Here is a 19,592-nt window from a genome sequence, read left to right on the forward strand (position 1 = left end):
GGCTAGGTTGCCGGCATGACCGGGTACGCCGACGACCTCGCCCTCGCCCATCTGCTCGCGGACCGCGCCGACGCCATCGCCACGGCCCGGTTCCGGGCGCTCGACCTGCGGGTGGACACGAAGCCGGACCTGACACCGGTCTCCGACGCGGACACCGCCGTGGAGCGGGAGATCCGGGCGCTGCTGACCGAGCACCGGCCCGCCGACGGGATGCTCGGTGAGGAGTACGGCGCGCGGCCGGCCACCGAGCCGGGTGGCCGCCGCTGGATCGTCGACCCGATCGACGGCACCAAGAACTTCGTCCGTGGGGTGCCGGTGTGGGCCAGCCTCATCGCGCTGTACGACGGTGACCGGCCGGCGGTCGGCGTGGTGTCCGCCCCCGCGCTGGGACGGCGCTGGTGGGCGAGCGCGGGCGCGGGCGCGTACGCCGGTCCCGGCCCTGACGCGGGCGAGCGGATCGGGGTCTCGGCGGTACGCGACGTCGGCGACGCGAGCGTCTGCTACTCGTCGCTGACCGGCTGGGAGGACGCCGGGCGGCTCGACGCGCTGCTCGACCTGCTGCGCGCCGGCTGGCGCAGCCGGGCATACGGCGACTTCTACGGCTACATGCTGTTGGCCGAGGGCGCGTTGGAGGTGATGGTCGAGCCGGAACTGTCCCTGTGGGACGTGGCGGCGCTGGTGCCGATCGTCACCGAGGCGGGCGGCACGATCACCGATCTGACCGGTCGACCCGCGCCGACGGGCGAGCCCGGCACCGAGAGCAGCGTGGTGGCCACCAACGGTGTGCTGCACGCCGACATCCTCGCCCGTCTGGATCAACCAGCCGAGCGCTGACTGCCGACAACCTCTATCCTCGCCAGGTGGTCTCCTCCGGCTGGTGCTTCCTCGCGGCGATGATCGTCGCGTACGGCTTCGCCAACCTTCTCCAGTCGGTGGCTGCGGCGCGCACCACCGTGCACCACACCTTCGATCCGGGTCTGCTGCTGAGACTTGCCGGGCACCGGACGTACCTGATCGGGCTGACCTGCCAGATCGGCGGTTTCGTGCTCGCCTTCCTGGCCCGGCGCGATCTGCCCCTGTTCCTGGTGCAGGCGAGCGTGGCGGCCGGGCTCGGGGTGACCGCGATCATCGGTGTGCTGGTGTTGAAGTGGCGGTTGCCGATGGCGGAGGTGGCCCTGCTGGCCCTGCTGTTCGCCGGGATCACCGCGCTGGTGCTGGCCGCGCGGCCGGCGCCGTCGAAGCAGCTCGGCACCGCCGGCTCGATAGCCCTGCTGGTGGCGCTCGGGGTCATCGCGGTGCTCGGCTTCTTCGCCGTCCGACTGCGCGGTGCCCCCGGTTCGGTGGCGCTGGGCTCGCTGGCCGGTCTGGCGTTCTCCTCGGCCGCGGTCGCGGCCCGGCCCCTGGCCTCCGCGTCGTCGGCCGAGGCGTTCCTCGCCGACCCGCTGTTCTACCTGCTGATCGGCCACTCGATCGTCGGCCAACTGCTGCTCGGCCTGGCCATGCAGCGCGGTTCGACGACCGCCGCGGTCGCCGCCATGGACGCCGCCGGAGCGGTGCCCGCGGCGATCGTCGGCCTGCTGCTGCTCAACGACAAGATCTGGCCGGGGCGCGAGTGGCTGGCCGCCGTCGGTTTCCTGGTCACCCTGGCCGCCGTGATCGGCCTGACCCGGTACGCCCAGCCGCAGCAGCACCGCGCGCTGGCACGCCACAGTGACCGGGACATGGTCGGCGCCGGCCGAGCCGCCTGAGACGAAAGCCCACGCCGCGTCACGCGGACGCGGCGTGGGCTCTGCCGTCTTTCAGGCCTCGACGGGCTTGCGGCGGCTCGCCACCCGCTCGTAGAGGCGTTCCAGCGCGGCGGCGGTCCGTTCCCAGGTGTAGCTGCTGCGGACCCGGTCCACGGCGGCGTGACCGTACGCGAACCGGCCGGCGTTGTCGGCGAGCAGCCGGCGCAGGGACAGCCCCAGCGTCCGGACGTCACCGGGTGGCACGAGGCGGCCGGTGACCTCGTCGACGACGGCGTCCGCCAGGCCGCCCATCGCGTAGCCGACAACCGGTACCCCGCACGCCATCGCCTCCAGGGAGACGCGTCCGGCCGACGAGTAGTGCGGAGTGCAGGCCACCACGTCGGCCGAGCGGTACCAGGTCGCCATCTGGTCGTGCGGTACCGCTCCGACGAGGCGTACCTGCTCGGCGACCCCGGCGCGCTCGGCCAGTTCGCGCAGGCGGCGTGCCTCGGTGTGGTGGGACAGTTGGTCGGCCGGTGGGCCACCGGCGATCACCAACTCGGCGTCGCCAACCAGCCGCATCGCCCGGATCAGGTCGTCCTGGCCGTGCCCCGGGGACAGCCCGCCGACGGAGAGGATCCGGGACCGCTGTTCGCGCGGAGCCGCCTCGCCGTCCGGGTGGAACTGCGCGGTGTCCACCCCGGCCGGCACCATTGCCACGGATGTCCGTTGCAGGCCCATCCGGGTCAACTCGTCGACCTCGTCGTTGGACTGGGCCACGGCGATGTCCACCGCCCGGGTCAGCGCCCGTTCCAGCGGGATGCGCTCCCCCGGGCCGTCGTACCCGCCGCCGAGGTGGCGCAGCTGCTCCACACCGAGCGAGTGGAAGGTCTGTACGACCGGGATGTCGGTCTCCCGAACGGCGTGCGCGGCAGCCAGCCCACCGATCCAGTAGTGCCCGTGCACCACCTCGGGACGCCACGCGCCGCCCCACTCGTCGGTCAGCCAGCGCCCGAACTCGGTGACGTGCGGGACGAGTCCGGCCGTGGGCAGGGCGGTCGGCGGACCGACGGGCACCAGGTGCACCCGGTATCCGTCGACGTCCACCGTCGCCGGCAGCTCCGGGTCGTCCCGGCGCTCGTAGACACGGACATCATGGCCTCTACCAGCCAACTCAGCGGCGACCCGCTCGATATGTTGTCGGGTGCCGACCGGCGGGCCGTCGGCGTGCCGGTACGAACTGCTGTGCGCGCAGACGAGGCCGACGCGCATGGGTCACCTCCCTGCGATCTCTTCCTCGGCGGTCCCGGTCAGAGCGTCCCATTAACCTGCGGGCCCCGAGTCGAAACCTGGCAGATCGGGAACAGTCACCGCGAGTGCCACCGACACTTGCGCCACGGCAATCACAGCGGCCCCGAATCGGAACCTCGCCGGCCGGTGGTATGACCGGCCCCGACCCGGGGTACCGCTGGGAGATGCCGCTGACCCGGAGCCTCGACGACTCGACCGTGGTGATCACCGGCGCGTCCAGCGGGATCGGCACAGCCACCGCGTACGCGTTGGCGCGGCGTGGCGCCGCCGTGGTCCTCGCCGCCCGCAGCGAGCAGGCGCTACAGCAGGTCGCGCAGCGCTGCCGGCAACTGGGTGGCCGCGCGCTGGCCGTACCCACCGACGTGACCGACCTCGACTCCGTGCAGCGCCTCGCCGAGCGGGCGGTGGTCGAATTCGGACGGATCGACGCCTGGGTGAACAACGCCGCAGTGAGCGCGGTGGGCCTGTTCGACGAGATCCCGGTCGCCGAGTTCCGGCGGGTGCTGGAGGTCAACCTGCTGGGCACGGTGCACGGCATCAAGGCCGCGCTGCCGCACCTGGAAGCGGCCGGCGGGGGCGTGCTGGTCAACAACGCCTCGGTGCTGGCCGAGGTGGCGATGCCGTACCAGTCGGCGTACAACGCCGCCAAACACGGCATCCGCGGCCTGGCCGACACCGTCCGGCAGGAACTGCGGGTCACCGGTCGGGGGCAGATATCCGTCTGCACCGTGCTGCCGGCCACCATCGACACCCCGTTCTTCCGGCACGCGGCCAACCACAGCGGTCGGGAGCTGGTGCCACCCCCGCCGGTCTACCCGCCCGAGGTGGTCGCTCAGACGATCGTGCGGTTGCTGCGCCGGCCGCGCCGGGAGGCGTACGCCGGTGGGGCCGCCCGGCTGCTCGGCCTCCAGTGGCGGCTGGCGCCGGCGTTGGTCGAGCGGACCCTCGGCTGGTACACCCACCGCACCCAGTTCGGCCCGGGCGCCCGGCTGGACAGCACGGGCAACATTTTCCACGCCGACGGGCAGGCCAGCCGCGACGGCGGTTGGCACGGCCGACGGCGTCAGTTGGTGCGGATGACGGCGGCGTTCGGTCTCGCCGCGGCGGGCACCGCCGTCGGCACGATGGCCGCGATCAACCGCCGCTCCCGGTCGGTCCGCTGATGACGGGCCCTGCCCCCGGTTACGGCGGGAGGGCAGCGGGTAGTGATCAGACATGCGCGACAACGAGTTCCCGACCCCCGTGTCCGACACCGAGGCGGAGGGTCTGCCCGACACCGCCGACGACGACTCGACCGCCTACGACGACGTCCTGACCGGGCGTGAGGCGGACGGTCCGGAGCCCGCCCAGATCCCCGGCGACCGCACGCCGGTGGCGGTGGACCGCTTCGGCACGACCGCCGAGGAGCAGCTGGACGGGGAGTCGTTGGACTACAAGCTCGACCGGGAGGTGTACGAACGCCCGGTGGACGACCCGCTCGCCGGGCCGGTCGACCCGAAGATCGCCTTCGAGGCGGAGAACGAGGCCGCCGCGGCGGAGGCCCAGCTCGACGCCGACGTGATGAACCCGGGTCCCACCTCGGACCCCAACTCGCCGGTCTCCCTCTACGACCACGGTCAACTCGGCACCGTCGCCGACGCCACCGTGGGCCGGCTGGTGGAACCGGACGAGGGGGCGCACACCGACCAGGAGACCGACTCCGTGGCGTACGACGCGGGCTCGGCCGGTGGCGGGGCTACCGCCGAAGAGCTGGCCATCCACGAGACCGAGCCGCCGCGCTCGGTCTGAGGGGTGGTCAGTCGTCCAGCCCACGCTCGATGGCGTAGCGGGTCAACTCGACACGGTTGTGCAGGTGCAGCTTGCCCAGCGTGTTCTGCACGTGGTTCTGGACCGTACGGTGGGACAGGCCGAGCCGCTCGGCGATCTGCTTGTACGACATCCCCTTCGCCACCAGACGCAGCACCTCCGTCTCCCGGGCGGTGAGCCGGGGCGTACCCGGCTCACCGTCGTCGGCCGTGCCGGCCTCCGGCCCGGCGGCCAACCGGCGGTACTCCCCCAGCACCAGCCCCGCCAGGCCGGGCGTGAAGACCGGGTCGCCGTTGGCGGTGCGACGTACCGCGTCGAGGAACTCGCCGGGCGCCGTCGACTTCACCAGGTAGCCGGTGGCGCCCGCCTTGACCGCGTCGAGCACGCTCTGCTCCTCGCCACTGGCACTGAGCATGAGCACCCGCACGGCGGGCAGGGCGGCGCGCAGCCCGACGACGACCTCGACCCCGGAGATGTCGGGTAGTTGCAGGTCGAGCACGACCACGTCGGGTCGGGCGGCGGCGCCGATCCGGATCGCCTGCCGCCCCTCGCCGCTGGTCGCCACGACCAGGAAGCCGGCCTCCGCCAGGTCCCGGGCCACGCCCTCACGCCACATCGGATGGTCGTCGACCACCATCACCCGAACGGCGTTCACGGCCGCGTCCTCGGCACGGTCAGCTCGATCTCGGTGCCGGCGTCGGGGCTCGACATGACCCGGACCGTCCCGCCCAGGTCGGTCACCCGGCCGCGGATCGACTGGGTGACACCGAGCCGCCCCTGCGCGGCGGCCTCGGCCAGTCGGCCCTCTTCGATGCCCGGCCCCTCGTCGCGGATCGACACGGTCACGGTCTCCCCCTCGTCCTCGACCAGCACCCAGGCCCGTCCCCCGGCGTGGCGGCCGACATTGTCCAGGGCCGCGCCGGTGGCGGCCGCCAACTCGCCGGCCACCTGCCGGGGCAGGGTCACCGGGGTGGCGGGCGCCGAGAGCGACACCGCCGTCGAGGCGTACCGGCCGAGCAGGTCCCGTAGGTCAACCGCGTCCGCCCCGGTGATTCCGGCGGGCGTGGTGCCGGCGATCAGAGCGCGCAGCGCGGCCTCCTGCTCACCGGCGAGCCGGGCCAACTCCCCGGCCTCACCGGGCAGGTGCGCGCCGCGCCGCTGCACCAACGCCAGCACCTGCAGGACCGAGTCGTGGATGCCGCGGGCCAACCGCTCCCGTTCCCGGGTGGCCGCCTCCAGCTCCACCGCGTGCTGCAGGCGTTCCTCGGCGCGCACGGCGAGCCGGGCGACGTGCCCGACCACCACCCCGGCGAGCAGCAGCAGGATCACCCCGGTGAAGGAGGACTGGCCGATCCGCTCCCGGGTGGCCAGGTCCGCGCCGGCCACCAGCAGCGCGGCCACCGTGCCGCGCCGCCGGCCGCCGGAGACGGCCCAGGCCAGCACCGGGCCGGCCATCCAGGCCACCCCGAGCGTGGGTACGCCGTGCCCGAGCGCCTGCCGCCCCACCACCCACGGGCTGGACAGCAAGATGGCGATCACCAGGCCGAGGTCGACCAGCAGCAGTGGCCAGCGACGCCAGGCCGGTCGGGCGTACGCGACGGCGGCCACCCCGGTCCAGATGACCATCACCAGCACCAGGGCGCCGACGATGATCGGGTGGGCGTACCGGTCGGCGTCGCGTACCGCGAGCACGCCGACGTACGCGAGGGAGGCCAGCCGGAAGACGGTGAGCGCCCGCCAGAGCGGCACCTCGAAACCACCCGGCGGCGACGGCATGGCGGTCAGGATGCCACAGTCGGGTCGGTGACGCGGGGGCCACGTGGTGCGGTCCGGGAAACCCTGACGTACGGTTGAAAAGCCGCGAATTATTCCGAGATCCGCCGCCGGGACAGGGCCATGACGAATGCAGACCCGCACGCACCGCGTACGGTTGTGCCCATCGAACCCGCCCTCCTGATCGCCGAGGCCTTCGACCAGGCCCAGGTGACCGAGATTCGACACTCGGTCACCTCCTGCGCGCACGCCTGCGGCCTCGACGGCCAGCGGCTGGACGACTTCGTGCTCGCCGTCAACGAACTGATCACCAACGCGGTGCGGCACGGCGGCGGGCGCGGGTGGCTTCGGCTCTGGCAGGAGCCCGGCGAGCTGCTCTGCGAGGTGGCGGACCACGGGCACGGCATCGCCCCGCAGCGGCTGGGTGACCGGAGCCGTCCCGCCCCGGACACCGCCGGCGGGTGGGGCCTCTGGCTGGCCCGCGAGCTGACCGACGCGATGGAGATCGCCACCAGCTCAGCCGGCACCACCGTCCGAATCACCGCCACCCTCCGCCCAACCTGACCCACCCACCCCGCCGCTCCCCCACCCCACCCCACCCCCGCCCCGCCCCGCCCCGCCCCGTCGATCATGGACTTCTGGTGGGCCACAAAGCGCCCGTCGATCCCCATAACAGGCACCACAACTCCATGATCGACGAGGTCGGGCGGCGACCACTCCGCGTGGGATTGGGTGGTGGGGTTAGCCGAAGAGGGCGGAGACCGACTCGCCGTTGTGGATCCGGCGCATCGCCTCAGCCAGGGCCGGGGCGACCGAGAGGACCTGGAGTTTCTCCACCCGCTTCTCGGCCGCGATGGGGACGCTGTTGGTGCAGACGATCTCCAACACGCCGTCCTGGTCGCTGAGCCGGCGCAGCGCGTCGCCGGAGAACAGGCCGTGCGTACAGGCCAGCCGGATCGAGCGGACCTTCAGGTCGCGCAGGTGCTCCATCAGCTCGATCACGGTGCTGCCCTTGGCGATCTCGTCGTCCAGCACGATGACGTCCCGGTCGGCGACCTCACCGATCACCGCGCTGATCTTGACCAGGTCGTCGCTGAACCGCTGCTTCGCGCCGGCCGCGACGGGCGTGCCGAGCAGCCGGGCGAAGGCGGCGGCCTCCTTGGCGTTGCCCAGGTCGGGCGAGACCACCACGGTGTTGCTCAGGTCGTACCGCCGGAAGTGCGTGGCCAGCTCCCGCAGCGCGTGCAGGTGGTCGACGGGGACGCTGAAGAAGCCGTGCACCTGCGGCGAGTGCAGGGTCAGCGCCAGCACCCGGTCCGCTCCCGCCGAGGTCAGCAGGTCGGCGACGAGCCGGGCGCCGATCGAGATCCGTGGCGCGTCCTTCTTGTCCGAGCGGGCGTACGCGTAGTGCGGAAGCACCACCGTGATCCGGCCGGCGGACGCGCCCCGCGCCGCGTCGATCATCAGCAGCAACTCGACCAGATTCTCCTGCACGGGTGGCACCAGCGGCTGGATCAGGAAGACGTCCCGCTCCCGGCAGTTGGCCTGCAACTGCACCTCGAGACAGTCGTTGGCGAACCGGGAGACCCGTACCGGATGCAGCGGCACCCCCAGGTGGGCGCAGATCTCGGCGGCGAGGTCGGGGTGGGCAGTTCCACTGAAAACGGCGATGTCGCGCACGTTCGCACATCGTAGGCGACGCGGGGCCGACGTGACGCGTGTCGCACCACGCCGCCACTGCGGGTACGGTGCTGCCGTGACCCCCCAGTACGTCGCCGCCATCGACCAGGGCACCACCTCCTCGAGGTGCATCGTGTTCGACGAAGCCGGGGAGGTCGTCGCCGCGGCCCAACGCGAGCACCGGCAGATCTTTCCCCGTCCCGGGTGGGTGGAGCACGACGCCGAAGAGATCTGGGACAACGTCCAGCGGGTGGTGGCCGAGGCGCTGCGGTCCGCCGGCGTCGATCCGTCGGGGCTCGCCGCCGTGGGCATCACCAACCAGCGGGAGACCACCGTCGTCTGGGACCGGGCCACCGGTCGGCCGATAGCCAACGCCGTGGTCTGGCAGGACACCCGCACCGGCCCGCTGCTACGCGAGCTCGCCTCGGCGTACGGCGAGGACTGGTTCCGGGCCCGTACGGGTCTTCCCCTGGCCACCTACTTCGCCGGCCCGAAACTGCGATGGCTGCTCGACGAGGTCGACGGTCTACGCGAGCGCGCCGAGCGCGGCGAGGTGCTGTTCGGCACGATGGACAGTTGGCTGATCTGGAAGCTCACCGGCGAGCACGTCACCGACGTGACCAACGCCAGCCGGACCCTGCTGATGGACCTCACCACCCTCGACTGGGCTCCGGAACTGCTGGACGCGGTGGGTGTGCCGGCCGCGATGCTGCCCGAGATCCGCTGCTCCGCCGAGGTGTACGGGACGGCCACCGGCGTGCTCGCCGGGGTGCCGGTGGCCAGCGCGCTCGGCGACCAGCAGGCCGCCCTGTTCGGGCAGACCTGCTTCCAGCCCGGCGAGGCCAAGTGCACCTACGGCACCGGCAGCTTCCTCCTGCTCAACACGGGCGCCACCCCGGTGCCGTCCACGCACGGCCTGCTCACCACGGTCGCCTACCGGATCAAGGACCAACCACCGGCGTACGCCCTGGAGGGCGCCATCGCGGTCACCGGTTCGCTGGTGCAGTGGCTGCGGGACAACCTCGGGCTGATCTCCTCCGCGGCCGAGGTGGAGGACCTGGCCCGCACCGTGGACGACAACGGCGGCTGCTACGTCGTGCCGGCGTTCTCGGGTCTCTTCGCCCCGCACTGGCGCAGCGACGCGCGCGGAGTGATCGCCGGCCTGACCGGCTACATCACCAAGGGACACCTGGCCCGGGCGGCGCTGGAGGCGTCGGCGTGGCAGACCCGGGAGGTGGTCGACGCGATGGACGCCGACTCCGACGTGGCGCTGCGCCGGCTCCGGGTGGACGGCGGGATGACCGCCAACGCGTTGCTCATGCAGTTCCTCGCCGACGTGCTCGACGTCCCGGTGGTCCGCTCCCGGATCACCGAGACCACCTGCCTGGGCGCCGCGTACGCCGCCGGGCTGGCGGTGGGCTTCTGGCCCGATCTCGCCACCCTGCGCGCGCAGTGGCGCTCCGATGCGCAGTGGGAGTCGACGATGGCTCCGGAGCTGCGCGAGCGGGAGTTGCGTCAGTGGCGCAAGGCCGTCCAGCGCACGCTCGACTGGGAGGAGTGAGTCATGCCGCAGGTCGTCCTGACGATCCTGGCAGGCCTTGGCCTGGCCGGAGTCGCGTACGCCCTCGTCCGGTTCCGGCGCGACCTCGGCCTGCTGCGCCGGGGCGTACGGACGCCGGGTGAGGTGGTGGAACTGCGTCCGGTCACCCGGGGGAACGGTCCCCGAACGTACTACCCCGTGGTGCGGTACCGACTGGCCGACGGGGCCGAGGTCGCCGCGACGCCGGGACGCTTCCGGCAGACCCCACTCTCGGCCGCGCCCGGACCGGTCACCGTGGTGTACGAACCCGAGCGTCCGAACCGGATCCTCGTCGAGTCGCCGAGCATCGTAGGAAGGTCCTCGGTGCTGGTCCCGTTCGTCTCGCTGCTCACCGTCAGCGTGATCGTGCTGCTGGTCGGCGTCGGGATCTACCTGAGCTGGAGCTGATCCACGCTCCACAGTGGCCCGGTCCCCACAGCGGTGGGCCCCGGTGGGTACCGTCGGCCGGTCACATCGACGACAGCGGGAGGGACACGATGAGCGGGCCGATCGGCGGCACACCGAACCCGGACGTGATGGCGCAACTGGCGGCGCGGATGCGCGAGCAGTTGGGCCGCGGCGAGGAGCTGCGCGAACGGTTGACCGGGTTGACCGGTCACGCGGAGAGCGAGAACGGGTTGGTCCGGGTCACCTGCACCGCCGACGACCCGGCCCGGGAACTCCACATCGACCCACGGGCCCTGCGCCTGCCCGCCGCCGAGTTGTCGGAACTGGTCGCGGGGCTCCTGCGTGGGGCGCGGGCCGACCTGGCGCGGGCTACCGCCGAGGTGATGCGGGAGTTGGGTGGTCCGGCTGGCCCCGCAGCGGTGCTCCACGACCCGGCGGCGGCGCAGGCGAAGCTGGCGCAGCTCAACGACATGGTCAGCGGGCCGCTCCGGGAGAGCACGGAGATGCTGGAGCGGCTGCGGCGCCAGCTGGGGGTCTGACGGGCGCTGGCCCGGGAGCGGGTCAGCGGCCGCGCCGCACCCGCTGCACGCCCGCCCGCAGAAAGACGACGGCGAGCGCCACCGTCACCGCCAACAGGACCGCGCCCACCATCAGCGGGGCGATGAGCCAGGCCATCAGGCTGGCGGTGGCCCGGTCGCTGTTGGCCCAGCCGTCGACCCGGTCGCCGGTGTGCAGCGAGCCGCCGCCCACCGGGCCGCTGACCACCCTCCCGTCGGACATGTTCCAGGTGCCCCGGCACCGCTGGGTCCCCTTGGGACCACCGTTGTCACAGAAGTCGACCTGGATGCTCACCCGCTCGGCGCCGATCAGGTTGCGGCCGAGACCGATGGGCAGCACCAGGAGGACCAGGACCATGAGGATCGGCACCATAACCCGCTGCCAGCGCGGACGGCGGGCCATCCGGGTCAGGTAGTCCTCGGGGGGCGTCGACGCGGACCGTCCGGCTGCCATGGGTCGCAGGCTACCAGCGACGGGCACTCACGCCCATCCATGATCCTGTTAGGCTGTCCGCGCTCCGGCACCATGGACATCGATCACGTACACGGGGAGAGTCGATGATCGAGGTTGACCCGCCGGCGATCCGCGCGCTGGGCGAGACGATCGAACGTCAGGTCGGGCCGCCCCTCGACGCCTGCGCCGAGCTGCTGACGTCCGCCCGCCTCATCGAACACAGCAACTTCACCTCGGTGGTGCCACAGCTCGCGGTCGCCTACGTGGGCGCGATCGAGTTCGTCGAGGAGCAGCTGCGCACCAAGCGCGAGCACCTCGCCGAGGTCCGGTCCCGGTTGGCCCGCACGGCGGACAACTGGGAGGCCGCGGAGACCGCCAGCACCATCGCTCCCCGCTGAGACCGTCGGAGACCGACATGGCAGACCCTACCTACCCCGCGGCCGCCGCGAAGATCGCGATGGCGGAGATCAGCCTGGCCGTCTCGGTCATCCCCGCTGCCTGGCCCATCGCCCAGATCGTCTATTTCAACCAGTGCGACCCCGAGGCGATCATGCGCAGGGGCGGCGACTGGCTGGCCATGTACGACCAGCTCGGCACCGCCCACGGCAACCTCGACGACGCCCTCGCGACCCTGACCCCGGCCCAGTGGAGCGGCAAGGACCGCGACGCGTTCGGGGCGCACATCAACGCGTACGGCGTCCAGGTCGTCGGCACCCAGGTGCTGGCGGTCACCGTGGGCGTCACCATGCTCTGCGTCGGCGGGGTCCTGCTCGCCCTCGTCGTGGCGTACGCGGTGGTGTCCTCCATCCTGGCGGTGCTCGCCGCCTTCATCGCGGCGGCCGGGGCGACCGTCGTCGGCGCACCGGCTGCGGCGTCCGCGATGGCGACGGCGAACTCGTTCGCCGCCTCGGCGCTCAGCTTCCTCAAGGGGATCGAGACGATGGCCGAGGCGGTCGCCACCGGCGGTGCGGCGGCCATCGCGGGCGCCGCCTCGTTCGACGTCGGCACCCACCTGGGCAGCGGCGACGTCGGAGTGCTCAAGGATCTGGTCCAGGCCACCGTCGACGGGCTCGACAACGTGGCCGCCGGGTTCCTGTCGAAGTGGGAGCGCGACTTCGTGGGGTACGGCATCCACAGCGGCGCCCGACACGCGGTCAGTCCCCCGACCGGGCCCGGCTACCTGATGTACGGAGGCGGCACCCAGGTCGCGCCGGCCGGCACGGACGGCGACGGGGACACCGTCTACGGCACCTCGGGTGTGGTCGACAACCTGTGGTCGCGGTTGTTCGGAAACGACGCCTGGAACCACTGAGGCCCCCAGGCCGGGGCGGTCACTCCCAGCGGTTGCCGGTGAGCTTCTCGTAGACCTCGACGTAGCGGGCCCGGGTCGCCTCGACGACCTCGGCGGGTACGTCCGGCGCGGGCGGCAGCTTGTTCCAGCCGCTACCGGTGGCCCAGTCCCGCACGTACTGCTTGTCGTAGGAGAACTGCACACGGCCCGGCTGGTACGACTCGGCGGGCCAGAACCGCGACGAGTCGGAGGTCAGCAGCTCGTCGGCGAGGACCAGGGTGCCGTCCGACGCCCAGCCCAGTTCGATCTTGGTGTCGGCGATCAGGATGCCCCGGTCGGCGGCCAGTTCGGCCCCGCGCCGGTAGATGTCGAGGGTGATCTGCCGCAGCCGCTCGGCGGTCTCCTGGCCCACCTTGGCCACCACGTCGTCGTAACTGATCGGCTCGTCGTGCTCGCCGGCCGGCGCCTTGCTCGACGGGGTGAAGATCGGCTCGGGCAGGATCGACGCCTCGCCGAGCCCCCGGGGCAGCGGTACGCCGGAGACCGTTCCGGTGCGCTCGTACTCGCGCAGGCCGCCGCCGGTGAGGTAGCCGCGGGCGACGCACTCGACGGGAACCATGTCGAGCCGCTGGCAGCGGATCGCCCGGCCGGCGAACTCGGCGGGCACGTCGGTGGCCGAGATGACATGGTTCGGCACCAGGTCGGAAAGCTGCTCGAACCACCACAGCGAGAGCGCGGTGAGCAGTCGACCCTTGTCCGGGATCGGTGTCGGCAACGGCACGTCGTAGATCGAGATGCGATCCGACGCGACCAGGATCAGGTCGTCGCCGTCGGCGTACACGTCCCGGACCTTGCCCGAGTGCAGAAGTTCCACGTGCCCTAGTACACCACGTGACGCCGCCGGGTCCGTCCGGCCACCCCTGGGCCCACGGGCCGACCGGGGTGACCGGACGGACGTTGACACCCTCCTGCGCCGCCTGCGTGAATGGTCCGACCCCCGTCCGTCGGTGCCAGGAGACCCCGTGCCCGCTGTTCGTCCCCCGATCGACCGGTTTGGCGCCGACCCGGGCCGACGCCGGGTGCTCACCGCGCTGTTCGGCGCTCCCCTGCTGGCCACCGGTGGACTGACCGGGTGCAGCGACGGCGCCGACACCTCGACCGGGAACGGCCCGGTCGAGCTGTCGGTCTTCTGGTGGGGCGGGGCGAAGCGGGCCGAGCTGACGGAGAAGGCCCTCCGGCTGTACTCCGAGCGCAACCCGGGAGTCACCTTCCGGGTGACCTGGCAGGGCTCCGACGGCTACTACGAGCGGCTGGCCACCCAGGCGGCCGGCGGGAACGTCCCGGACCTGATCCAGCTCGACGACTCGATACTGGCCGAGTACACCCAACGCCAGATCACGCTCGACCTGAGCGAGCCGATCGCCGATCACCGACTGGACCTGCGTGGCCTGCCGGAGGGTCTGGTCCGGTACGGCACGGTGGACGGGCGGACGACGGGGGTCGCGGCCGGGCAGACACTCGCGGCAGTGGTCTTCAACCGGGACCTGCTGCGCGAGCTGCAGGTGCCCGAACCGCGCGGCGGGATGTCCTGGGCGGACTACATCGCGTGGGCGCAGCTGGTCACCGAGGCCAGCGACGGCCAGGTGGCCGGCACGATGGACGCGTCCGGCGACTACCGCGCCCTCTGGCTCTGGCTCCGGTCCCAGGGCGGCGAGTTCTACCGGGATCGGGAGCTGGGCTTCGGCGCCGACGAGCTGATTGCCTGGTTCGAGCTGTGGCAGCGGGCCCGCGCCGGCCGGGCGACGCCGGGCGCGGCCCTCGTCGAGCAGGCCGACAGCGGGGAGCCGTCCCGGCAGCCGGTGGTCACCGGGTTGACGGCCGCGTCCTTCGCCTGGTCCCACCAACTGCCGGAGCTGCAACGACTCACCGACTCCGAGCTGGGCGTGGTGGGCTTCCCGGGGCCAGCGGGCGCCCAGTGGGCACGCGCGTCGATGTACTGGGCCGGGTTCCGGGGGACCCGCCACCCGGACACCGTGGCCGACGTGATCAACTTTTTGACCACCAACGGCGAGGCCGGCACGGTCCTCGGCCACGAACGAGGCCTCAACCCCAGTCTCGCCGTCCGCCGGTACACCCAGGGCAGCATCACCGACCCGGCTCAGCAGCGCGCCGCCGCTCTCGGCGAGAGCCTGGCCGACCAGCTCGGGCCGGCGCCGTCACCGCCGCCGAAGGGCCACGCCAAGGTACGCACCCTGCTGGTCACCGCCGCCGAGCGGGTCCGGGTGAAGCGGGACGGCACCCGAGAGGCCACCGCCCGCTTCCTGTCCCAGGCCATCGGCGCCCTGGCGGGCTGAGCCCGGATCGTCAGCGCGACGGGCCGCGCCGCGACCCGTGGGCGCGCGACGGATCAGCGCGGCGGGCCGCCGCGACGGTTACGCGTGAGACGCAGCACCAGGAACACAATGATCGCCACCACCACGAGGCAGCAGAGCAGACCGAGGAAGCCGAAGCCGCCGCCGCCCCGGCGCCGCCGCGCGGCCTCCATCACCACCTCGCCGGTCCCCGTGGACGCCCAGGCCGCGACCGGCACGAAGACCGCCAGGACGACCGCACCGAGGACCGCGCTGAGCCGGCCCCACCACTTGCCGAATGAAGACATGTGCCCATCCTCGCCGAAGGGCGCAACCTCGGCACGGCGGTAAACGCCAAATTCACGGGACCGGGCACGGCTGGCCGCGCAATGCGCCCGCAACCACTCGGTAAAAGAGATGATCTTTACATCAATCCATCGAGATGATCGGATTCGGCAACTGGTCATCTCAGGAGGCACCGTGCGGCTCTCTCTCACCCGAAGATCTGCGACAGCAGCGGTAGGCGTCACCCTCGTCGCCGCTCTCGTCACCCCGACGACGGCCCACGGCGCTCCGACGTCTCCACCCCCGCCGACACCACCCGGTCGGGCCGCTGACGCCCCGGCCGCACCCGTGACGGTCACGCTCGTCACCGGCGACCGGGTAACGGTGACCCCCGGGCGCGACGGCACGACGCCCACCGTGGACGTCGTCCGCGCCCCGGGCGCCACCGGCGCCGTACGCATCGCCACCGAGGGCCGCGACACCTACGTGTATCCGGACGAGGCGTTGCCGTACCTGGCCACCGGTCGCCTCGACAAGCAGCTCTTCGACGTCACCCAGCTCGTCGCCCAGGGCTTCGACGACGCGCGAGCCACCGCGCTCCCCCTGATCGTCATCCGCACCGCGGGATCGGCGTCGCTGCGGAGCCGCACCGACCTGCCGGGCGCGGAGACCACGTTGGACCTGCCGTCGGTCCGTGGCCAGGCGATCCGCGCCCACCGCCCGCGGGCCGCCGACTTCTGGTCGGCCCTCATCGGCGGCCGCCAGCCCGGTGGGACGGCGTCGACGGCCCGCGCCGCCGACGCCGCGACGCCCTCCTTCACGGCCGGCATCGACAAGGTGTGGCTCGATGGCAGGGCGAAGGCCGCCCTCGCCGACACCACCGCTCAGATCGGCGCGCCGGCGGCCTGGGCCGCCGGCGGGACGGGCCTCGGCGTACGGGTGGCCGTGCTGGACACCGGCGTGGACACGACCCACCCGGACCTGGTGAACCGGATCGTGGCGTCCCGAAGCTTCATCCCCGGCCAGGACGTCATCGACCGCAACGGGCACGGCACCCACACGGCCTCCACGGTCGCCGGAACGGGCGCCGCGTCGGATGGTCGGGAGCGGGGTGTCGCCCCCGACGCCGACCTGGTGATCGGCAAGGTCCTCGACGACTTCGGAAGCGGCTCGATCTCCGGGATCATCGCCGGCATGGAGTGGGCGGCACGGACCGAACACGCCAAGGTGATCAACATGAGCCTGGGCGTCAGCGCGTGGCACAGCCAGGACGACCCGCTGAGCCAGTCCGTCAACCAACTGACCGCCGAGACCGGCGCGCTCTTCGTCGTCTCGGCCGGTAACAGCGGCCCCGACCCGTACACCCTGGGCGCGCCCGGGACCGCGGACGCCGCGCTGACCATCGGCGCGGTGGACGCCACCGACCACCTGGCGGACTTCTCCAGCGCCGGACCGCGGATGATCGACGACGGCCTCAAGCCCGACCTGACCGCCCCCGGCGTCGACGTGCTGGCGGCACGCTCGCAGCACATCGAGTGGGGCGAGGGCTTCTACCGTCTGGACAGCGGCACGTCGATGGCGGCGCCGCACGTCGCCGGAGCCGCCGCCCTGCTGGCGCAGAAGCACCCCAGCTGGAGCGCCAGCCAGATCAAGGACGCCCTGATGGGCACCAGCGTGCCCACGCCCGACTACAGCGCCTACCGGGCCGGCAGTGGTCGGTTGAACGTGGCCGCCGCCTACCACCAGGACCAGATCATCGCGACCGGATCGGTCGACGCCGGACTCGTCCCGTGGTCGCCCGGTGCGCAGCCGAAGCCGATCACTCGGAAGATCACCTACACCAACACCACGGGCAGCGCCATCACCTTGGCGCTCGCCGTCGAGGGCGCCGACGCCCCCGCCACGACGTTCGCGGTCGGTGCCGGCCAGGTGACGGTGCCGGCGGGGGGCACCTCGACGGTCGACGTCGTGGTGGACCCGAAGGCGCTGACCGCCGGCCGGTACTCCGCCCGGATCACCGCCCGCCACGCGGCCGGTGTCGTGCACACGGCCGTCGGGATCGCGGTGGAGTCCAGGAAGTACGACCTCACGATCCACCTGAAGGACCGCGGCGGCCGGCCGATGAGCGGTGAGGTCGAGATCGTCAGCGCCGACGGCGTCTCCACCTTCATGTGGGTACGGGATGGGCAACTCGTCAGCCGATGGGCCCCCGGCTCCTACACCGTGGTCGGCGCGGTCGACGTTGAGGGTCTGCACGGCGACGGCTCGCTCGGCCTCGCGATGCTGACCGTGCCCGAGGTCGAGCTGACGACCAACCGGGTCGTCGTACTCGACGCCTCGGCGGCCCGTCAGGTGAAGGTGGCGACAGCGCAGCCGACCGCCGTCACCAACAGCCGCATCGACGTCTACCGCTCGTTCACCTCGCGCGAGCCGACGCCCAGCGACTCGAGCGCCCTGCGCGTAACGTTCTGGCCCGGCGCCACCTACGACAGTCTGTGGGCGCTGCCCACCAGAGGCGCGGTGCGCAAGGGCAGCTTCGTCTTCACCACCCGGATCCGGGCGGAACAGACGCCACTGGAGATCAGCCACGACGGCCGTCGTACCGGTGACCCACTCGCACAGCCGGGCGCCCGCCCGCTGACCGACGGCACCACGCGCATGGAAGCCGTCCTCGCCGGCACCGGCGCGACGGCGGACTACGCCGGGGTCCCGGCCCGCGGCAGGGCCGTCGTCGTCCGCCGCGACGACGCCGTGTCCCCGTCGGACCGGGTCAAGGCGGCGACGGCCGCCGGCGCGGCGCTGCTCCTGGTCGTCAACGACGGCGAGGGCCGCGCCAGCGAGTGGTATGGCGAATCCGACGGTACGACGAACGGGCCGCTCCCGGTCGCGTCACTGATCGCGGGCGACGGCGAGAGCCTGATCGGCAAGATCACCGCCGCCGGCCGCAAGGGGGTACGCCTCACCGTCACCGCCCACCCCTCGTCGCGGTACCTGTACGACCTGGTCGACTACCACCGTGGCGGCGTACCCGTCGACCCGTCGCCCAGGACCGACCCGAAGCACCTCGCCCGGATCGACCTGGTGTTCGCCCCACCACCCGGCCAGCAGGCCGCCGAGACCCGGACGGACTTCCCGCCGTACGAGTGGGCGGCCGCTCGCGGGTTCCGCTTCCAGCCGGTGACCCCGGGACCGCGTACCGACTGGGTCTCCGCCGGAGACGGCGTCCGGTGGAAGCAGTTCGCCGACGTCCTCGACTGGGGGCGGTCGTACACGGATGAGATCGCCTACCGGCCGGGCAGCGTCCAGAAGGACCGCTGGTTCGGGCCCATCACGCGGCCGCGCCTGCTGACGTACGACATCCCGTTCCGAGGCGAGTTCGGGATCAGCGCCTACACCCAGGGGTTCGGCGACGGGGGATCCGCGCACAGCGGAGGGGCCGCGATGCTGCAACGAATCTCGTTCTACCAGGGCGACCGGCAACTGGTGCAGTTCGAGAACTGGCCGGAGCTGTTCGCCGGTGATCTGCCGGCGGAGCGGTCACCGTACCGGCTGGTCGTCGAGACGGAGACCAAGCCGGAGTTCAGCCCGTACTCGTCGAGCACGCGTACCGACTGGACCTTCTTCTCCGCCGCTGTCACTGGCACGGACGTGCAGGCGATGCCGCTGGTCCAGTTGGACTACGGCACGGACGTGGACCTGGCGGGCCGCGCGCCGCGCCGGAACGACCTCACCATCACCCCGGTGGTGGTGGGCAGCACGGCCGCGAAGGACGGCGTCTCCTCGCTCGGCCTCGAGGTGTCGTACGACGACGGACGCACCTGGCAACGGCAGAGCCTCAAGGAGCGCAAGGGCGCCTGGACAGCGGCCCTGAACGCGCCGGGCCGGGCCGGGTACGTGTCGATCCGGGTCACCGCCAAGCAGCGTAACGGCGGTGGCGTCACCCAGACTGTCATGCGGGCCTTCGGCCTGCGGTGACATGTGTGCGGGGGCCGGTTCGCGCCGGCCCCCGCCCGCGACGGCGGCGACGTCGACCGGAACGACAGAACCCGGCCCCTGTCAGGGAACCGGGTTCTTGTCGTACCTCGTGGTAGCGGGGACAGGATTTGAACCTGCGACCTCTGGGTTATGAGCCCAGCGAGCTACCGAGCTGCTCCACCCCGCGTCGGCTGTTAAAGCTTAACCCACTCGTCCCGGCGATGATCAGCGGGGGTCACCACCGGGCAACCGCGCGAGCGCGGACGCGCCAATGACGAAAGCCCGCCTCCGGAAGATCGGAGACGGGCTTTCTCTCTCGTAGCGGGGACAGGATTTGAACCTGCGACCTCTGGGTTATGAGCCCAGCGAGCTACCGAGCTGCTCCACCCCGCGTC

General features: G+C 72.3%; 19 protein-coding genes and 2 tRNA genes. 12 read left to right on the top strand and 9 right to left on the bottom strand.

The genetic code is table 11. The features are described 5' to 3' along the window. Positions 1 to 15: 15 nt before the first annotated feature. Both hisN and ACLQ25_RS02880 read left to right on the top strand, forming a co-directional pair. Complete coding sequence (hisN, locus tag ACLQ25_RS02875) at positions 16 to 834, top strand: histidinol-phosphatase (RefSeq protein WP_425728773.1); 819 nt, start codon at positions 16 to 18, stop codon at positions 832 to 834. A gap of 59 nt (positions 835 to 893) precedes the next feature. Further along, positions 894 to 1,748, top strand: a complete 855-nt coding sequence (locus tag ACLQ25_RS02880; protein WP_425728957.1) for a hypothetical protein — start codon at positions 894 to 896, stop codon at positions 1,746 to 1,748. Positions 1,749 to 1,799: 51 nt separating this feature from the next. On the opposite strand, the gene ACLQ25_RS02885 is transcribed toward ACLQ25_RS02880, so the two are convergent. Next, positions 1,800 to 2,999: a glycosyltransferase gene (locus ACLQ25_RS02885; protein WP_425728775.1), complete on the bottom strand. Its 1,200-nt coding sequence runs from the start codon at positions 2,997 to 2,999 to the stop codon at positions 1,800 to 1,802. Positions 3,000 to 3,202: 203 nt separating this feature from the next. Here ACLQ25_RS02885 and ACLQ25_RS02890 point away from each other — a divergent pair, with 203 nt between their 5' ends. Next, complete coding sequence (locus ACLQ25_RS02890) at positions 3,203 to 4,201, top strand: SDR family oxidoreductase (protein ID WP_425728777.1); 999 nt, start codon at positions 3,203 to 3,205, stop codon at positions 4,199 to 4,201. 52 nt (positions 4,202 to 4,253) lie between these two features. Then, on the top strand, positions 4,254 to 4,826 hold the full coding sequence (locus ACLQ25_RS02895; protein ID WP_425728779.1) for a DUF5709 domain-containing protein: 573 nt from the start codon (positions 4,254 to 4,256) through the stop codon (positions 4,824 to 4,826). A 7-nt stretch (positions 4,827 to 4,833) separates the two neighbouring features. Here the strand turns inward: ACLQ25_RS02895 and ACLQ25_RS02900 are convergent, their stop codons facing one another. Continuing rightward, positions 4,834 to 5,481, bottom strand: a complete 648-nt coding sequence (locus ACLQ25_RS02900) for a response regulator transcription factor (RefSeq protein ID WP_357126556.1) — start codon at positions 5,479 to 5,481, stop codon at positions 4,834 to 4,836. Between the two features lie 14 nt (positions 5,482 to 5,495). Continuing rightward, positions 5,496 to 6,620, bottom strand: a complete 1,125-nt coding sequence (macS, locus tag ACLQ25_RS02905) for a MacS family sensor histidine kinase (RefSeq protein WP_425728781.1) — start codon at positions 6,618 to 6,620, stop codon at positions 5,496 to 5,498. A gap of 120 nt (positions 6,621 to 6,740) precedes the next feature. Here macS and ACLQ25_RS02910 point away from each other — a divergent pair, with 120 nt between their 5' ends. Beyond that, complete coding sequence (locus ACLQ25_RS02910; protein WP_425728783.1) at positions 6,741 to 7,181, top strand: ATP-binding protein; 441 nt, start codon at positions 6,741 to 6,743, stop codon at positions 7,179 to 7,181. 177 nt (positions 7,182 to 7,358) lie between these two features. Here ACLQ25_RS02910 and ACLQ25_RS02915 read toward each other — a convergent pair whose 3' ends face one another. Continuing rightward, entirely contained in the window at positions 7,359 to 8,297 is a 939-nt protein-coding gene (locus ACLQ25_RS02915) for a ribose-phosphate diphosphokinase (protein ID WP_425728785.1), read from the bottom strand. Positions 8,298 to 8,373: 76 nt separating this feature from the next. On the opposite strand from ACLQ25_RS02915, the gene glpK reads away from it, so the two are divergent. The 3 genes from glpK to ACLQ25_RS02930 all read left to right on the top strand — a co-directional run bounded on the left by glpK (position 8,374) and on the right by ACLQ25_RS02930 (position 10,823). After that, positions 8,374 to 9,858 (top strand): glycerol kinase GlpK, encoded by a 1,485-nt coding sequence (gene glpK, locus ACLQ25_RS02920; RefSeq protein WP_425728787.1) that lies wholly within the window; start codon positions 8,374 to 8,376, stop codon positions 9,856 to 9,858. A gap of 3 nt (positions 9,859 to 9,861) precedes the next feature. Beyond that, on the top strand, positions 9,862 to 10,284 hold the full coding sequence (locus ACLQ25_RS02925; RefSeq protein ID WP_425728789.1) for a DUF3592 domain-containing protein: 423 nt from the start codon (positions 9,862 to 9,864) through the stop codon (positions 10,282 to 10,284). Between the two features lie 89 nt (positions 10,285 to 10,373). Next, the gene (locus ACLQ25_RS02930; RefSeq protein WP_425728791.1) at positions 10,374 to 10,823 is read left to right on the top strand and encodes a YbaB/EbfC family nucleoid-associated protein; all 450 of its coding nucleotides are present in this window, start codon (positions 10,374 to 10,376) and stop codon (positions 10,821 to 10,823) included. Positions 10,824 to 10,845: 22 nt separating this feature from the next. Here the strand turns inward: ACLQ25_RS02930 and ACLQ25_RS02935 are convergent, their stop codons facing one another. Further along, on the bottom strand, positions 10,846 to 11,295 hold the full coding sequence (locus ACLQ25_RS02935) for a hypothetical protein (RefSeq protein ID WP_425728793.1): 450 nt from the start codon (positions 11,293 to 11,295) through the stop codon (positions 10,846 to 10,848). 104 nt (positions 11,296 to 11,399) lie between these two features. Here ACLQ25_RS02935 and ACLQ25_RS02940 point away from each other — a divergent pair, with 104 nt between their 5' ends. Next, entirely contained in the window at positions 11,400 to 11,693 is a 294-nt protein-coding gene (locus ACLQ25_RS02940; protein WP_425728795.1) for a hypothetical protein, read from the top strand. Positions 11,694 to 11,710: 17 nt separating this feature from the next. Continuing rightward, positions 11,711 to 12,607 carry a hypothetical protein gene (locus ACLQ25_RS02945; RefSeq protein WP_425728797.1) on the top strand — a complete coding sequence of 299 codons (897 nt, stop codon included), beginning with the start codon at positions 11,711 to 11,713 and terminating at the stop codon, positions 12,605 to 12,607. 19 nt (positions 12,608 to 12,626) lie between these two features. Here ACLQ25_RS02945 and ACLQ25_RS02950 read toward each other — a convergent pair whose 3' ends face one another. Further along, entirely contained in the window at positions 12,627 to 13,460 is an 834-nt protein-coding gene (locus ACLQ25_RS02950) for a phosphoribosylaminoimidazolesuccinocarboxamide synthase (RefSeq protein ID WP_425728799.1), read from the bottom strand. Positions 13,461 to 13,608: 148 nt separating this feature from the next. Between ACLQ25_RS02950 and ACLQ25_RS02955 the strand changes: the two genes are divergently transcribed. Continuing rightward, on the top strand, positions 13,609 to 14,940 hold the full coding sequence (locus ACLQ25_RS02955) for an ABC transporter substrate-binding protein (RefSeq protein ID WP_425728801.1): 1,332 nt from the start codon (positions 13,609 to 13,611) through the stop codon (positions 14,938 to 14,940). A 53-nt stretch (positions 14,941 to 14,993) separates the two neighbouring features. On the opposite strand, the gene ACLQ25_RS02960 is transcribed toward ACLQ25_RS02955, so the two are convergent. Beyond that, positions 14,994 to 15,245, bottom strand: coding sequence for a hypothetical protein (locus ACLQ25_RS02960; RefSeq protein WP_355050558.1), 252 nt, complete (start codon positions 15,243 to 15,245; stop codon positions 14,994 to 14,996). Between the two features lie 172 nt (positions 15,246 to 15,417). On the opposite strand from ACLQ25_RS02960, the gene ACLQ25_RS02965 reads away from it, so the two are divergent. Continuing rightward, positions 15,418 to 19,197 carry a S8 family serine peptidase gene (locus ACLQ25_RS02965; RefSeq protein ID WP_425728803.1) on the top strand — a complete coding sequence of 1,260 codons (3,780 nt, stop codon included), beginning with the start codon at positions 15,418 to 15,420 and terminating at the stop codon, positions 19,195 to 19,197. A 110-nt stretch (positions 19,198 to 19,307) separates the two neighbouring features. Here the strand turns inward: ACLQ25_RS02965 and ACLQ25_RS02970 are convergent. Together ACLQ25_RS02970 and ACLQ25_RS02975 are read right to left on the bottom strand one after the other, a co-directional pair. Then, a tRNA-Met gene (locus ACLQ25_RS02970) sits at positions 19,308 to 19,384 on the bottom strand. A 132-nt stretch (positions 19,385 to 19,516) separates the two neighbouring features. Next, a tRNA-Met gene (locus tag ACLQ25_RS02975) sits at positions 19,517 to 19,590 on the bottom strand. Positions 19,591 to 19,592 lie beyond the last annotated feature (2 nt).

The organism is Micromonospora sp. DT44 (genome assembly GCF_049841635.1).
Taxonomy (GTDB): domain Bacteria; phylum Actinomycetota; class Actinomycetes; order Mycobacteriales; family Micromonosporaceae; genus Micromonospora.

What these genes read in the sequence shown, in the direction of transcription:
- hisN (WP_425728773.1), top strand. Translation starts at nt 16, where the DNA reads ATGACCGGGTACGCCGACGACCTCGCCCTCGCCCATCTGCTCGCGGAC.
- ACLQ25_RS02880 (WP_425728957.1), top strand. Translation starts at nt 894, where the DNA reads ATGATCGTCGCGTACGGCTTCGCCAACCTTCTCCAGTCGGTGGCTGCG.
- ACLQ25_RS02885 (WP_425728775.1), bottom strand. Translation starts at nt 2,999, where the DNA reads ATGCGCGTCGGCCTCGTCTGCGCGCACAGCAGTTCGTACCGGCACGCC.
- ACLQ25_RS02890 (WP_425728777.1), top strand. Translation starts at nt 3,203, where the DNA reads ATGCCGCTGACCCGGAGCCTCGACGACTCGACCGTGGTGATCACCGGC.
- ACLQ25_RS02895 (WP_425728779.1), top strand. Translation starts at nt 4,254, where the DNA reads ATGCGCGACAACGAGTTCCCGACCCCCGTGTCCGACACCGAGGCGGAG.
- ACLQ25_RS02900 (WP_357126556.1), bottom strand. Translation starts at nt 5,481, where the DNA reads ATGGTGGTCGACGACCATCCGATGTGGCGTGAGGGCGTGGCCCGGGAC.
- macS (WP_425728781.1), bottom strand. Translation starts at nt 6,620, where the DNA reads ATGCCGTCGCCGCCGGGTGGTTTCGAGGTGCCGCTCTGGCGGGCGCTC.
- ACLQ25_RS02910 (WP_425728783.1), top strand. Translation starts at nt 6,741, where the DNA reads ATGACGAATGCAGACCCGCACGCACCGCGTACGGTTGTGCCCATCGAA.
- ACLQ25_RS02925 (WP_425728789.1), top strand. Translation starts at nt 9,862, where the DNA reads ATGCCGCAGGTCGTCCTGACGATCCTGGCAGGCCTTGGCCTGGCCGGA.
- ACLQ25_RS02930 (WP_425728791.1), top strand. Translation starts at nt 10,374, where the DNA reads ATGAGCGGGCCGATCGGCGGCACACCGAACCCGGACGTGATGGCGCAA.
- ACLQ25_RS02935 (WP_425728793.1), bottom strand. Translation starts at nt 11,295, where the DNA reads ATGGCAGCCGGACGGTCCGCGTCGACGCCCCCCGAGGACTACCTGACC.
- ACLQ25_RS02940 (WP_425728795.1), top strand. Translation starts at nt 11,400, where the DNA reads ATGATCGAGGTTGACCCGCCGGCGATCCGCGCGCTGGGCGAGACGATC.
- ACLQ25_RS02945 (WP_425728797.1), top strand. Translation starts at nt 11,711, where the DNA reads ATGGCAGACCCTACCTACCCCGCGGCCGCCGCGAAGATCGCGATGGCG.
- ACLQ25_RS02960 (WP_355050558.1), bottom strand. Translation starts at nt 15,245, where the DNA reads ATGTCTTCATTCGGCAAGTGGTGGGGCCGGCTCAGCGCGGTCCTCGGT.